Origin of the sequence: Streptomyces sp. NPDC051064 (genome assembly GCF_044455985.1) — a bacterium.
Classification (GTDB): Bacteria; Actinomycetota; Actinomycetes; order Streptomycetales; family Streptomycetaceae; genus Streptomyces.
In genome coordinates, this window is record NZ_JBITFK010000001.1 from 765,299 (window position 1) to 779,313 (window position 14,015).

At 69.2% G+C, this 14,015-nt stretch carries 15 protein-coding genes and 1 pseudogene; 10 read left to right on the forward strand and 6 right to left on the reverse strand.

Annotation, left to right across the window (positions count from 1 at the left end; translation table 11 throughout):
• Positions 1–65: 65 nt before the first annotated feature.
• Both ACIBCU_RS03625 and ACIBCU_RS03630 read right to left on the reverse strand, forming a co-directional pair.
• Positions 66–701 carry a LysE family translocator gene (locus ACIBCU_RS03625; RefSeq protein WP_362939299.1) on the reverse strand — a complete coding sequence of 212 codons (636 nt, stop codon included), beginning with the start codon at positions 699–701 and terminating at the stop codon, positions 66–68.
• A gap of 112 nt (positions 702–813) precedes the next feature.
• Positions 814–1,254: a YbaK/EbsC family protein gene (locus ACIBCU_RS03630; protein WP_399228969.1), complete on the reverse strand. Its 441-nt coding sequence runs from the start codon at positions 1,252–1,254 to the stop codon at positions 814–816.
• A 156-nt stretch (positions 1,255–1,410) separates the two neighbouring features.
• Between ACIBCU_RS03630 and ACIBCU_RS03635 the strand changes: the two genes are divergently transcribed.
• From ACIBCU_RS03635 to ACIBCU_RS03665, 7 genes are all read left to right on the forward strand, one after another.
• Positions 1,411–2,502 carry a DUF5937 family protein gene (locus tag ACIBCU_RS03635; protein ID WP_362939320.1) on the forward strand — a complete coding sequence of 364 codons (1,092 nt, stop codon included), beginning with the start codon at positions 1,411–1,413 and terminating at the stop codon, positions 2,500–2,502.
• Positions 2,503–2,783: 281 nt separating this feature from the next.
• Positions 2,784–3,680: a LysR substrate-binding domain-containing protein gene (locus ACIBCU_RS03640; RefSeq protein ID WP_362939305.1), complete on the forward strand. Its 897-nt coding sequence runs from the start codon at positions 2,784–2,786 to the stop codon at positions 3,678–3,680.
• A gap of 69 nt (positions 3,681–3,749) precedes the next feature.
• Complete coding sequence (locus ACIBCU_RS03645; RefSeq protein ID WP_362939308.1) at positions 3,750–4,805, forward strand: tartrate dehydrogenase; 1,056 nt, start codon at positions 3,750–3,752, stop codon at positions 4,803–4,805.
• Between the two features lie 183 nt (positions 4,806–4,988).
• Positions 4,989–6,386, forward strand: a complete 1,398-nt coding sequence (gene dctA / locus ACIBCU_RS03650; protein ID WP_362939311.1) for a C4-dicarboxylate transporter DctA — start codon at positions 4,989–4,991, stop codon at positions 6,384–6,386.
• A gap of 197 nt (positions 6,387–6,583) precedes the next feature.
• Positions 6,584–6,763, forward strand: a complete 180-nt coding sequence (locus ACIBCU_RS03655; RefSeq protein ID WP_399228973.1) for a hypothetical protein — start codon at positions 6,584–6,586, stop codon at positions 6,761–6,763.
• Between the two features lie 12 nt (positions 6,764–6,775).
• On the forward strand, positions 6,776–7,507 hold the full coding sequence (locus ACIBCU_RS03660; protein ID WP_399228975.1) for a hypothetical protein: 732 nt from the start codon (positions 6,776–6,778) through the stop codon (positions 7,505–7,507).
• Positions 7,504–8,022, forward strand: coding sequence for a hypothetical protein (locus ACIBCU_RS03665; RefSeq protein ID WP_399228978.1), 519 nt, complete (start codon positions 7,504–7,506; stop codon positions 8,020–8,022). The genes ACIBCU_RS03660 and ACIBCU_RS03665 overlap by 4 nt, the downstream gene beginning before the upstream one ends.
• A 475-nt stretch (positions 8,023–8,497) precedes the next feature.
• On the opposite strand, the gene ACIBCU_RS03670 is transcribed toward ACIBCU_RS03665, so the two are convergent.
• From ACIBCU_RS03670 to ACIBCU_RS03680, 3 genes are all read right to left on the reverse strand, one after another.
• The gene (locus tag ACIBCU_RS03670; protein ID WP_399228980.1) at positions 8,498–9,154 is read right to left on the reverse strand and encodes a hypothetical protein; all 657 of its coding nucleotides are present in this window, start codon (positions 9,152–9,154) and stop codon (positions 8,498–8,500) included.
• 13 nt (positions 9,155–9,167) lie between these two features.
• Complete coding sequence (locus ACIBCU_RS03675) at positions 9,168–10,682, reverse strand: alpha/beta hydrolase (RefSeq protein WP_399228982.1); 1,515 nt, start codon at positions 10,680–10,682, stop codon at positions 9,168–9,170.
• 211 nt (positions 10,683–10,893) lie between these two features.
• Positions 10,894–11,130 (reverse strand): hypothetical protein, encoded by a 237-nt coding sequence (locus ACIBCU_RS03680; RefSeq protein ID WP_362938291.1) that lies wholly within the window; start codon positions 11,128–11,130, stop codon positions 10,894–10,896.
• 228 nt (positions 11,131–11,358) lie between these two features.
• Between ACIBCU_RS03680 and ACIBCU_RS03685 the strand changes: the two genes are divergently transcribed.
• The 3 genes and pseudogenes from ACIBCU_RS03685 to ACIBCU_RS03695 form a co-directional block, all read left to right on the forward strand.
• Entirely contained in the window at positions 11,359–12,540 is a 1,182-nt protein-coding gene (locus ACIBCU_RS03685; RefSeq protein ID WP_362938288.1) for a histidine kinase, read from the forward strand.
• Entirely contained in the window at positions 12,541–13,218 is a 678-nt protein-coding gene (locus ACIBCU_RS03690; protein ID WP_399228986.1) for a response regulator, read from the forward strand.
• Positions 13,219–13,332: 114 nt separating this feature from the next.
• A pseudogene (locus ACIBCU_RS03695) lies at positions 13,333–13,509 on the forward strand (transposase); the annotation flags it as partial.
• Positions 13,510–13,590: 81 nt separating this feature from the next.
• On the opposite strand, the gene ACIBCU_RS03700 reads toward ACIBCU_RS03695, so the two are convergent.
• Entirely contained in the window at positions 13,591–14,013 is a 423-nt protein-coding gene (locus tag ACIBCU_RS03700; RefSeq protein WP_362938282.1) for a hypothetical protein, read from the reverse strand.
• Positions 14,014–14,015 lie beyond the last annotated feature (2 nt).

Genomic DNA, 14,015 nt, shown 5'->3' on the forward strand with positions numbered 1-14,015 from the left:
CCGCCCTACAGCCGATCTTGTACACGGCCCTGCGGATGACCCTGTACGCGGACACCTGGAGTCGGTCAGTGGCGGGTGGTGGCGACGGTGAGCCCGAGGCCGATCAGTGCGATACCGCCCGCGCCGCCGATCATCGAGAGGCGGCGGTCGGAGCCGGCGAGCCAGGTCCGGGCGGCCGACGCGCTCAGACCCCAGACGGTGTCGCAGATCAGGCCGATGCCGGCCGGGATCAGGCCGAGGACCATCATCTGCAGCGGGATACGCCCGGCGTCCTGGTTGACGAACTGCGGGAGGACCGCGGCGAAGAAGACCAGGCCCTTGGGGTTGGTGGCGCCGACGAGGAGGCCGTCCAGGACGGTGCGGAGATCGCTGCGCCGCTCCCCTTCCTCCGCTGTCAGGTCGGTTCGCAGGCGGTCGCGGTGGCGGAGCGCCTGAACGCCGAGATAGACGAGGTAGGCGGCACCGGCCAGCTTCACCGCCGTGAACAGGGTGGCTGAACTCTGCACGAGGGCACCCAGGCCGAGGGCGACGGCGAGGACGAGGGCGTAGCAGCCGAGGAGGTTGCCCAGGACGGTGGCGAGCGCGGTGCGGCGGCCGTGGGCGAGGGCGCGGCCGACGACGAACAGGACGCTCGGGCCGGGGATCGCGATCACGACGAGGGACATCGCGGCGAAGGCGAGAAGGCTTTCGGTGGTCACCATGGGCCGGTCTTCCCTGATTTCTGCTGTGTCGCCGCTGGGGCTGCGGCATGTGCGTGCTGTACGTAGGCGGGACGGGGCGGACCCGGCGTGAACCGGGGTTCGGCGGGGACGGCTACCGGGAGACCGGGGTCACCTGGGCGCGCGGGAGGCGGGCCAGGACAGCGGAATCGATCTGAAGGGTGCAGTCGGCCGATCCTGCGCCGCAGTAGACGGGCCGGGCCGATTCGGCGACCGCGGTGTCGATCAGGCACGGCACTCCGGGCCGGTGGCTGACCGGCGGGATGCCGCCCGGGATCAGGCCCTCCGCAGCGAGCAGGTCGGCATCCGCCGTGCGCAACTGGGAGCGGCTGGTGCCGGTGGCGGCCGTGGGACGGGCGAAGTCCACCCGGTCCTCCGCCCGCAGAGCCACGAGCAGGAGCGGGATGTCCGGAGTGGTGAAGGCGAGCGTCTTGACGGCCTGAGTCCAGGGGAAGGGCAGTGCCTGGCGCTCGGCGACGCTGTGCGCGGCGGCATGCTCGTGGACGGTGTAGGCGCAGCCGTCCGCGTCCAGCACAGCTCGCCAGGATGTCTCGGACGTACTCATAGGCGACCTGCGGCTTTCGGTCAGGGGTAGGGAGACGACCTGTGGAGACACGGTCGTGGGGTCCCAGCCTGGTCAACGCGGCGAGATCTGATCAACTGATTGTGGAATCCTGCAATCGTGATCACCATGCGTTTCACCGAGACGGCCGAGGAGGACATCGCCTTCTCCGTCTCACCGCTGCTCGAAGCCGTCCATTCCTGGCACGTGCTGACCGACCCCGGCCACCACGCCCTGCACGTGCCCTGGGTGCGGCGGTGCCGCCGGCTGCCCGCCGCCCTGCGCCGGCGGATCCGCGAGCACGGCTTCGTGGTGGCCGACTACATCCCGGCCTTCTTCGAAAGCCGGGCAGGCGATCACGACGCCGACTTCGAGGACCAGCTCGTGGCCGTACGGGCGCTGCCGCCCGCCCTGCTGGCCGCCGAACTCGCCCAGACCCTCATCGACACCACCCGCTACACCGGACACAACCTCGTCGAAGACCCCACCGCCCGCGACACAGCCCTCGCCGAACTCCATCAGACCGACCCCGGCCGGGCGGCTCGCCTGAACAGCATCCTCACCGACCCTCTCCCCGTCCTCGAAGGCGCACTCACGGTCCTGGAGGACTACTGGAGTGCCGCCTTCGCCGACGAGTGGGAGCGTGTCGAGCCCTCCCTGTACGAGTCGATCGCCCGGGCCGGGTCCCGGATCGCCCACCAGGGCCTGTTCCCGATGCTCCGCACCCTGGTCCCCCAGATCCGCATCGACCCCACCCAGCGGACACTCCGGCTCGACCGCCCGCACCACCACGACATCGCCGTCACCCGCGACCGCCCCGTGACGTTCACCGCCAGCCACTACGTCTGGCCCCACGTCCGCGTCACCTGCGACACCCCATGGCCCCTGCGGATCACCTACCCCGCCCTGCCCCTCGCCCCGGCGTCGGCCACCCGCCCCACCAGCCAGGAAGAGATCCTCACCGCTCTGCGCGCCCTGGCAGCCGCCCCGCGTCTGCAGATCATCACCCACCTCGCCGCCCAGAGCCGCAGCACCCAGGAACTCGCCACCCTCCTCGGCCTCTCCCCATCCGTGACCTCCCGCCACCTCCACCAGCTCACCCAGGCAGGACTCACCACCACCCGCCGCGAGGGCTACTACGTCCTCTACACCCTCGACCCCACCCGCCTCGACCAGATCGCCACAGCCCTCACCACCCTCACCCCCAGGCCCGACGCCTGAACCGGCGCAGTTCCGACAACTGCCCCACGCGCCCCAGAACCAGGTGCCGACCGCGCTCGGGTTCTGGCTCACTTTCCGTAAAGGGTTGGCGGACGGCAGAGGGCCGCCGCCCTGCCTCGTGGCTCAGCTGGGCGCGCTGATAGAACCTCTGAAGTGCCGTCGCGACGGCCTACCGCTCCATACGTGAGGCCGCCTCGCCGTTGGCATGCACCCCACGGTGCGGTGCCGTCCAGGCCGAGGCGCCGGACTCCCTGCTTCGGCGAGGGGGAGAGGATGGCGTCATGGACATCCGGCAGCTGGAGCATTTCCTCGCCATCGTGGATCAGGGCGGGTTCAACCGGGCGGCGTCGGTCCTGTACGTCTCCCAGCCCGCGCTGTCCCAGACGGTTCAGGCGCTGGAGCGGGACCTGGGCAGCGCTCTCTTCCACCGGATCGGCCGCCGGGCGGTGCTCACCGAGGCCGGTGAGGCGCTGATCGAGCCGGCCCGCGCTGCCGTACGGAGTCTGGCGACTGCCCGGGCCAGCGTCGCCGCCGTTCATGAGCTTCGCGAGGGCCGGCTCGACGTGGCGGCGATGCCGTCCCAGGCGGTGGAGCCGCTGACATCGATGATCCGGGCCTTCAGTACCCCCTGGCCGGGGGTGGCAGTCGTCATCAAGGCCGCTTTCACCCGCCAGGATGTCATCGACATGGTGCGTACCGGTGCTGTCGAGCTGGGGCTGCTGGCCACCGCGGGGCCGCTACCCGACAAGGAAGTGGCTTGCCACCTGGTCGGCGAACAGCGCTTCGTGCTCGTGGTGCCGCCCGACGGGCGGTTTTCCGGGCGACAGTCGGTGGACTGCCGGGAACTGGCAGGGCAGCGCCTGATCGTCGGACAACGGGGAACGGGCATGCGGGCTTACGTCGACGGCCTCATCGAACACGGGATTGTGTTCGACATCGCCGCCGAGACGGAGCACCGGGTGGCCATCCTGCCTCTCGTCCTGGCAGGGGTGGGTGTGGCCGTGGTGACAGAGTCCTGGCGCACCCTGGCCGAGCGTGCCGGGGCACGGGTGCTGAACATCGAACCGAAGAGCACCCTCAACATCGGACTGATCAGTCGCCGCACCGGACTGTCACCGGCCGCTGAGGCCTTCCTGAGTACCGTCCTGCCCGCAACGGACACGCCAGACGTCAGATAAGTGTGACTTATAAGCGAGATTAGAACTGCGTCTTGGACGCCGTGACCGGTCCATTGCTGCAATCAACGCATGACGAACCACCGTATTGCCTTGATCCCGGGTGACGGCATCGGCGCCGAGGTGCTGCCCCCGGCGCAGCAGGTCCTCGATGCCGTCGGCCGTCGCCATGGCTTCGGCTTCACCTACACCGCGTACGACTGGTCCTGCGAGCGCTACCTGCGCGACGGCGCGATGATGCCCGAGGACGGAATCGACCAGCTCCGTGACAAGGACGCCATCCTGCTCGGCGCTGTCGGCTACCCGGGCGTGCCCGACCATGTCTCGCTGTGGGGCCTGCTGATCCCGATTCGCCGCAGCTTCCGCCAGTACGTCAACCTGCGTCCGATCCGCGTCTTCGAGGGCATCGACAGCCCGGTGCGCGGCGCGGCGCCCGGGGAGGTCGACTTCGTCGTCGTCCGGGAGAACGTCGAGGGCGAGTACAGCGAGATCGGCGGCCGTCTCAACCGCGGCTTCCCGGAAGAAATGGCCGTCCAGGAAGCCGTGTTCACCCGCGCCGGGGTGACCCGCGTCCTGGATTACGCCTTCGACGTGGCTGCTCGGCGCGGTGGCAAGGTCACCTCGGCAACCAAGTCGAACGGCATTGTGCACACGATGCCGTTCTGGGACGAGCTGGTCGCCGAGCGCGCCGCCGCGCACCCCGATGTGGACTGGGACCAGGAGCACATCGACGCGCTGGCCGCCAAGTTCGTCCTCGACCCCGCCCGTTTCGACGTGGTGGTCGGTTCCAACCTCTTCGGTGACATCCTCAGTGACCTGGCCGCCGCTGTGGCCGGCTCCATCGGCATCGCACCGGCCGCCAACCTGAACCCCGAGCGCGAGTTCCCCTCGATGTTCGAACCGGTGCACGGCTCCGCCCCCGACATCGCCGGACGAGGCATCGCCAACCCCCTGGGCGCAATCTGGTCGGCCGCCATGATGCTCGATCACCTCGGCCACCCCGAGGCCGGCAAGGACGTCACCGACGCCATCGCGGCGCTCCTGGCCAAGACAGACGTCCGGACTCCCGACCTGGGCGGCACAGCCAGCACCGCCGAGTTCACCGAAAAGCTTCTCGAACTCCTGTGAGCTGAACCCTCTGCCGTGCTCGGGACAGCATGGACGATGCTGTCCCGGCCCCCCCTGCTGCCCCTCCGCTGGGCACTCCCTTTTGTCTGCTCCGAGCCGCGTTCATCCCCCGCCGGCCCCGCTCCCCCCGCGGGACCGCGCCTGCGTCCCGGCTGCGCCCGTTCCTCGATGAGGAGAAACGCCATGGCAGCACCCGCGTCCACCGCACCACCCCAGACCGGAACGGCGCCCAAACCGTGGTACCGGCAGCTCTACTTCTGGGTCTTGACCGCGATCGCCACCGGCATCCTGACCGGCTGGCTGTGGCCTTCGGTAGGAGTAGCCCTCGAGCCGGTCGGCACCACCTTCGTCTCGGCGATCAAGATGCTCATCACCCCGATCGTCTTCCTGACCATCGTGGCGGGCATCGGCAGCGTCGACAGCCTCGGCCGCGTGGGCAGGGTGGGGGTGAAATCGCTCGCTTATTTCCAGGCAGGCACCCTCGTCGCGCTTCTTGTCGGGCTGCTCGCGGTCAACATCTTCCAGCCCGGCGCCGGCGTCCACGCTCACCCGGGCGACCTCCAGCTGGAGGGTGACGCCGCCCAGTACGTGAAGGACGGGGAGGAACAGAGCTGGTGGCACTTCATCACCGATCTGGTGCCCGAGAGTGCCGTCGGCGCATTCGCCGAGGGCAACATTCTCCAGGTCCTCTTCTTCTCCGTGCTCTTCGGTGTCGCCCTCAAGGCCGTCGGTCCGATCGGTGAACCCCTCGTAGCCGGCGTCACCCGGCTCAGCGCCGTGATCTTCAAGATCCTGCACTACGTCATGCTTGCCGCCCCCGTCGGCGCGTTCGGAGCGATGGCCTACACCATCGGCAAGTACGGGGTGTCCACCCTCACCAGCCTGGGCCAGCTGATCGGTCTCTTCTACGGCACGTCGGCGTTCTTCGTCATCGTGATCCTGGGCAGCGTCACGGCGCTCCTTAAAATCAACATCTTCCGGCTTCTGGGCTACCTGCGCGAAGAGTTCCTGCTTGTCCTGGGCACCTCCTCCTCGGAGAGCGCCCTGCCCCGCCTCATGGCCAAACTCGAAGGACTCGGCCTCCGCCGGGACATCGTCGGGCTCACCGTCCCCACCGGCTACTCCTTCAATCTCGACGGCAGCTCCATCTACCTCTCGCTGGCCGCCGTCTACATCGCCCAGGCCACCGACACACCGCTCAGCATCACCCAGCAACTCGGCCTGCTCGCCGTCATGATCCTCACTTCCAAGGGCTCGGGCGGCATCACCGGCGCCGGCTTCATCGCACTCGCCGCCACCCTGTCCACGGTCGGCACCGTCCCTGCGGCCGGCATCATGCTGATCTTCGGCATCGACAAATTCATGTCCGAGTGCCGCGCCCTGACCAACCTCGCCGGCAACAGCGTCGCCACCCTCGTCGTCGCCCGCTGGGAACGCGTCCTGGACGCCGCACACGTCAACGCCGTGCTGCACGGCAAGACCCCTGCCACACCGTCCGCGCCAGAGGAGAAGGCGGCCGGTCCCACCCCGTCGGCCGATCTCACCAAGCCGCATCCCGCAGCAGCCCTCGACAGCCCCTGACCAGACGTCCCGGGCTCTGCCCTGTCGCGCCCAGAGCCCGGGCACGGCGTACGCCTGATGGGTACGCCCGCGTATGCCCGGCCGGAGCCCCCGGCCGGGCATACGCATATCCCTGTGAGCCTTTCCTTGTTGCGCCAAGGTAAGTAGCGGGTCTGATCAGGCTGGCCCTCGCAGCCGTCGTGGTCGACTCCGACATCATGGACGGGACCATGAACGGCTTCAACAGAAGCCCTGCGAAGAGCCCTTATCCCTCCCTGGAGGAAGCCGGCAAGGCCGCCAACATGCCGAAGGGGAGGGCCGCCGTGGCGGAGTGGTGGCGTGATCTCGACCCGGTCACCCGCGGCATCCTGCTGCGAGAGCGCGGCGACGACCTTTGAGAAGCAGGGATCATGGCCCCGCTGTACGAGTGGGGGCCGGCCGACGCGGGCTCGGGGGCATTCGACACGGAGGATCCCACCGCCCACGACCTCTGGGTCCTGACGCAGGCTCAAGCGATTGCCACGGGTGGCGATGTCACGGGAGAGGCCGCGGCATCCCGCAACGTGCAGCACTACCTCAGTGGCACCGGCGAGCCGCTCGACCTCGACGTCGACCGCATCTTGCACGAGGATTCCGGGTTCCGGACCGACGTCGGCACGCTTCACATCACCGAGAACCAGGAAGCATGGCGTCAGAAGGCCCTCGATGAGTTCGAGAAGGCCGGCGGCGACAGGACAGTCGTCGTTCCCGTGGAGAGCCAGGCGATCGGACCGACCTTCGGTGAGGACGAATGGTTCCACGCGGTCGGGTCGCACCAGCAGAATGTGTCGGGCATGGTCACCGTCAGTCCGGGCGACGGCGGCAAGGCACAGGTCTCGCTCGACTACCAGGTCAACGTGTGGGACCGGTACAACTGGGACTCCGGCAAATCGACTACGTTCCCCGGTGGTATCACCATTCCCGACGATGACATGGGGCGGCTGCACAAGGTGGGCTTCGCTCAGGAATTCGACATGCGCGGTAGCAGCAGCACCTACACCCAGGATTTGAACAGTGGCTCAGCCCCCGGAGTGACACCGGCGGAACCTGGGCGCGAAGGGTCCCGCGGCGACGTCTCGCGCGGCGACGAGGAGAACCGGTGAACGACCGATCTGCCCTGCGGCCACGGCTGCTCGCGGTCCTCGGAACCGCCGCCCTGCTCCTCACAGCCTGTTCGAGTGCCGGCGGGGATGATCACCGGACGACGGACGGGCGCGCCTCGCACTGGGGAAAGGACATGGGCGCCCCGGAGGCATCGGCGTTCATGAAGGTGGCGGTGCCCAAAAGCGCGACAGAGGTGAAGGGCGCCGTGCAGATCAATCCGCAGGAGGACATCTACCTGCTCTCCTTCGTCACCGACGAGAAGACCGCGGTGGGGGTAGCGGAGGACCTGCGTCCCGAGAAGCCCCTGCGCACCAGGAACCAGGACCTCCCGTCCCCCACCGAGCTCTTCGGACACCTCGGCCTCGCCGAGCCCCAGAGCGAGAAGGGTGTCCGCTGGGCCGGGGTTTGCCCGCCCTGCGTGGGGGACAGCGGCCGGAGCGAGGTCCAGTGGATCGAGATCCACGTCCTCGAACTGGACGCCGGCACAACCCGGGTGTACATGCAGGCGTTCTGACCGACCGGGAGACTCTTGCGCCGCCTCGGAGCTCGGAGCCCGGGACCTGAGCTTCGAGGTCCGGGACCGGGTTGAACTCTCTCAGCAGCGGGCGCACACCGGCGGCTGCGCCTCACGCTCCGCGGCCTCGCGCTCTTCCTGCCGCCGACGGACCTCCCTCCACTGCACCGCGTACAGGCGGTCGCCGTCGGGTTGTCCAGAGCCTCCGCCAGCGTCTGCCACTCATCCTCATCCCTCCCGAGCCTGCGCCACACGTTCCCCGCCGCCCCATCCGGATCGGCCGTGATCCGCTCCAGCTCGGTGACGACCTCGGGCACCGCTTGGTGGTAACCGACGGCCGTGATGCCCGAGTACGGCTCCCCGGCGAAGTAGCGGCGGGCGGCCTCCTCCAGGCGCCGGATCCGGCTCTCCCGCTAAGCCTTCGTCCTGCCCGTGAACACGAGCTGTTCGACCCGGTGGCGCCGGTGGGGCGGGGTCAGCCCGCCCCACCGTCGAGCAGCCTGCTGTAGCGCAGCCGCAGCGCCCGCTCCGTGCTGGCCGCCACGGTGACGAGTCCGAGCACGGCGTTGCCCCAGCCCGGCAGATCGGCGGGCGAGGTGAAGGTCCCGACGTACTGGGCGAGGCCCTCCGGGTCCCGGGTGACCTGTTCGACGAGCTGAAGGATCAGGAGGACCAGGCCGATGACGAGCATCATCACCGAGAGGGAACCGATCAAGCGGCTCAGCGCGGGGTGTGCGCGGTCGAGGTGCGCGCGGCGCCCCTCGGCGGAGGCAGTGTCCGGGACGAGCTGAAACTCGGCCCCTCCGGCGGTGACGTAGTGGCAGCGCTTGAGCCCGAAATTGCTCGCCCTCACTTCGACGGTGCCGCCCTGGACGGGGAAGACGGCGGGGACTCTGGACTCGGCATGATGCCTGCCATCGAGATACAGGTGGGCCTTGACGTGGCCGTTCGACGACTGCTTCTGATGCCTTACGTCGACGGTGTAGACCGTCTGCCGACCGTCGTCACTCATCAGCCGAAGATGGAACAGTGCGCGGGTAAACATCTGCCACCAGCGGAAACGCTTCAACGGTCGCCCGTCCCCGGGCTTGACCCGCTGCACGGCCCGGCGATGCCGCCACTCCTTGAACATGTCTCCGCTCCCGCTACTCACTCGGCTCCGCCGCGCAGGCGAGGTCCCGCGACGGGCGCTGCCCGGTGGTCAGGAACGTCGTCACCGCGTCGTTCGCGCACGTGTTGGGGCCGAACGGATAGACGCCGTGCCCGCCCTGGTCGGCCGTCACCATCGTGGCCCGCTTCCCGAACGCCCGCCGCAGCTCCTGGGCGCCGGCCAGCGGGGTCCCCGGGTCGCGCTCGTTCTGCACCATGAGCACGTTCGACGGGCCCCGCTCCCCGATGCGCACCGGCGGCTCGACCCGCTTGTCCGGCCAGAACGCGCACGGTCCGATGCCTGCCGCGGACCCGCCGAGCATCGGGTACCTCACCCGGTCGACCGCGACATTGCGCTGATACTCCCGGACCGTCCCCGGCCAGCGCGTATCCCCACAGATCACAAGAAACCGGGCCGCCATGAAGTTCTCCATGCCGTCCATCGACGGTGGGGTGCCGGGCGGCAGCGGCCGGTTCTTGTCGAGCGCCTGCCACATCTCGGCCACCAGGGGCATGGACGCGTCGCTGTAGAGGCGGTCGAACGTGATCCCTCGGAACAGGGTCGCGTCCATGCCCTGGACCGGCTTCGCCTCCAGGCGCTTCGCGAGCTCGAAGAACTTCGCGGTCACCTGCTCCGGTGTGGTGCCCAGGCCGTACTCGGGGTGCGCGGCGGCGAACGCCGCGAAGTCCGGGAACCGCTCCTCCATCCCACGGGCGAGCGACCGCGTGGCGGTGACGTCGTACCCGCCGGGGCCCAGGTTGCTGTCGAGCACGATCCGGTCGCCGCGCTTCGGGAACATCGTCGCGTACACCGCACCGAGGTAACTGCCGTAGGACCCACCGAGGTACGAGAGCTTCGGCTCGCCCAGTGCCGCCCGGATCCGGTCCATGTCACGCGCGGTGTTCGCGGTGGTGGTGTGCGGCAGCATCCACGCCGTCCGCGAGGTGGCGCACTGCCCGGCGACGGTCCGCGCGTTCCCCGCCTCCCGCGCGACATCGGCCGCGGTGTGCGCGTACGGCGGCAGGTTGCCGCGGTTGCGCTGTGCCTGCGTCAGATCGCAGGTCACCGGCGTGCTGCGGCCGGTGCCCCGCGGGTCGAAGCCGATCACGTCGTAGGAGTCCAGCACGTCCTGCGGCAGCCCTGAGGCGGCGAGAGCGACCGGGTAGCCGAGACCTGTGATGCCGGGACCGCCCGGATTGGTCAGCAGCACACCGCGGCGCTGCGACGGCTTCTCGCTCGCCAGCCGGGAGATCGCGACGTCGATCTGCCGGCCGTCGGGATTGCGGTAGTCCAACGGGACTTCGAGTGCCGAGCACTCGAGACGGGGTGACGCGGCCCTACCGGGTGAAGCCGCCTTCTTCTCCGAACACGGGCCCCACCGCACGGTGTCCGGCGTCGTCGCCGCGGTGCCGGGCGTCGCCACCGACACTTCCGGAAGCACGGTCAGCGCCACGGCGGCCGCCGTCACCGTGGTGGCGGCGAGGGCGAGGGACAAGGTATTTCTACGCATCTGATGTCCTCCTGAGGGGCGCACGGGAGCGCCGAAACGGGCATGCTCGGGGCAACCCCGCCCGCCGGCCGTTCATGCGGACCAGCACGTCGATCCGGGCGGAGTTGTGGAGGCCGTGGGCGGCCAAGGCTGAGCGCGTGGACGGCGAATGCTCTCCCCGGGGCGCGTGGGCACACATGCCGTAGGGGCGGGTCTGTCGTCCGGATGGGCCTCAGGTCGTTCCTCGGTCGCGGATTCCCCCGGGATTTCCGGCCCGCTCGGTGGTCGGTTCCTTGCGGGTGTGTGCCCAGCCACCGGACACCGTTGCGATGAGCGCGATGAGTCCGAGGAGGATCATCTGGCCGGTGATGCCGCCGGGGACCCGGGTGAGGATGCCCCACAGCGGCTCGGAGCCCTGGTTTAGCAGAGCGCGGATCATCCCTTGGGCGGCCAGGGCTGTGATCACCATGCCGACCGCCTCAAGGGCCGTGCAGCCGCCCTTGCGCATCGCGTTTCTTCGTCTGGTGTTCGGTTGTCTCGGCACGTGAACGAGTCTGTCCGCGCGGTGCGGCAGACACATCAGCCCGGCGGCTCGCAACGCCTTCGACCGAAGGCGGGGCAGTGATGCGACTCTGGTCGGGGGCGCATCATCCCGCGGTCCGATTCACCGGCCGCACGGCGTCGCGACAATGGCCGGGTGAACACGGACGTAGCGCCACGGCTCGGGTGGTGGCAGCAGACATGGCGGTTGGGTGCGGCCGCGGCAGTGGGGATACCGCTCTGGCTCTCCATCGGTGTGTTGCTGCGGGGGCAGACGGACGAAACGGGCTCGTGGTTCGTCATCGGTGATCCGCTGGTGGCTTTCGGCTGCCTGACGGCGCTTCTGTGGCGGCGGCGGTTCCCGCTCGCCGTCGCCATGACGGTCGTGATCGCCTCGACCGCGTCGGCACTCGCTTCCGGCGCCGCTTTTCTGGCGCTGATTTCGATCTCCACGCGTCGCCGTCCGGTGGAGATCGGGGTCGTCGCGGTGGCCTTGGTGACCGCGTCACAGTTCGCCGGCGGGTTCTACCCGGTCCAGAGCTCGCCCGGCCTGTTGTGGTACCAGCTCGCGTTCCCGGCACTGATCGCGGGCATCGCGGTGGCCATGGGCATGGCCATCGGGGCGCGGCGCGTCGAAGTGCGGTCGTTGCGAGACCGGGCGGAGAGCGCGGAACGTGAACAGACCGCACGAGCGGCGCAGGCACGGGCCCTGGAACGGAACCGGATCGCCCGCGAGATGCACGACGTGCTCGCGCACCGGATCTCCCTGGTCGCCATGCAGGCCGGAGTGCTGGACCACCGCAACGACCTCACCCCAGAGGAAAACCGCGTGCTGGTCCGCGGTATCGCCGACGGCTCCCACCAGGCCCTGGAAGAACTACGGGATGTCCTCGGTGTGCTCCGGGCCGACCCGGGCCGCCTGGAACCACCTCAGCCCTCCCTCGACCGCATCCCCGAACTGGTAGCCGAAGCCCGCACATCTGGACTGGACGTCACGCTCACCACCACCGTGGCGGGAACACCGTCCGATGCCGTCGGACGCACCTGCTACCGGATCGTCCAGGAAGGACTGACCAACGCCGCCAAACACGCCCCAGGCGCACACGTACACATCACCCTCGAAGGAACAGCAGGCGACAACCTCAGCGTCAGCGTCCACAACTCCCCAGCCGCCACAGCAACCGCACAACCACCAACATCGGGATTCGGTCTGCTCGGCCTCACCGAACGCATCGGCCTCGCCGGCGGAGAACTCAGCCACCACCCCACACCCGACAACGGATACATCCTCACCGCGCAGCTACCCTGGCCAAATCCCACCCACGAAAAGAGAGTATGAGTGGATACCGAGCGGGAGCCGGTGCGCGTCGTCATCGTCGACGACGACCAGCTGGTGCGGATGGCACTGCGGCTCGTCATCGACGGCGAACCGGACCTGACCGTCGTCGCGGAAGCGGCCGACGGGGACGCCGCGATCACCGTGGTGGACGAGCAGCGGCCAGACGTCGTTCTGATGGACGTGCGGATGCCCGGCCGCGACGGTCTGAGCGCGACCCGGGAACTCCTCACCCGACCGGCGCCGTCGCGGGTGCTCATGCTGACCACATTCGACTCCGACGATCTGGTACTCGGCGCGCTGCACGCCGGAGCACTCGGGTTCGTCCTCAAGGACACCCAACCGGCGCGGATTCTCGACGCGGTGCGGACCGTCGCGGACGGCAACTCCGTGCTGTCTCCAGCGGCCACGGCACGGGTGATCGCCGCAGCCACCCGCCCGCAGTCGTCCTACGCTCGCGACTCATCCCGCGAAGCCGCGCGGAAACAGCTGTCCGCACTGACCGAACGAGAACTCGAAACTGCTCGGGCCGTCGCGGACGGACTGGGCAACCCGGAGATCGCCGAGCGGCTGTACATCAGCGTCGCGACCGTCAAGGCGCACGTAGGCAACCTGTTCGCCAAGCTGGGGGTCGACAACCGGGTGCAGATCGCGCTCCTGGTACGTGACGCAGAGGAATGACCAGCCTCGCGCAGAGGGAGGTCGACGCTGCTCCAAGAGGGCGGGTCCAGGACGCGCTGCCGGTCAGGGGCTCCAAGATCCTGCGTGGCGGGGGCAGAAACGCCGCCCATATCCTTGATCGGCTGCGCCGCCGGACGCGCTGGCCAGGCAGGCGGCCAGCGGCCGGGGGCGCCGCCGCCCGAGCATGACCTGCGCGACATCATCGACGCGATCCTGTACGTGGATCGCACCGGAGTCCAGTGGCGCTACCTCCCGCACAGGAACACGGTCTACGGGACGACTGGCCGATGGCGCGGGCCGGAGCCACCGCGACCTGGGGCCCGCCGCCTCGACTCCCCCTCGAAGCCGAGGCGGCGTGCCCGGCGCCTGCGATCAGACCCTCTCCACCCGGATGCGACGCTCCGCCAGGAACTTGCCCATGTCGTCGACATCCGAGGTGAAGACGGTGACCTCGAAGCCGCGCTCCGCAGTCCTGGCGGCTACCGCAGCCAAAACGGCGTCAATGGCGTACTTGTGCCCGTGCAGCCCGGCCGTCTTCAGCATGTCGCGGGCCAGGGAGATCACCTGATCATCAGTGTGCTCCACATCGATCCGGGACAACGCCCAGTCCCACAGCCCTTGGCGCGCACCCTGCCGAGGGTTCCACGCCTCCAGCGTGGTGAGCGCACTGGTGACAACAGCGATGTCCAGGCGCGGCGCCGCCTTCACCAAGGCCATCATCCGACGGTCGCCCTGGACCGTCATCGACAACGCCTGGGAGTCGAGGAAGAAGGCGCGCCTGCGAGCAGATGGCACGC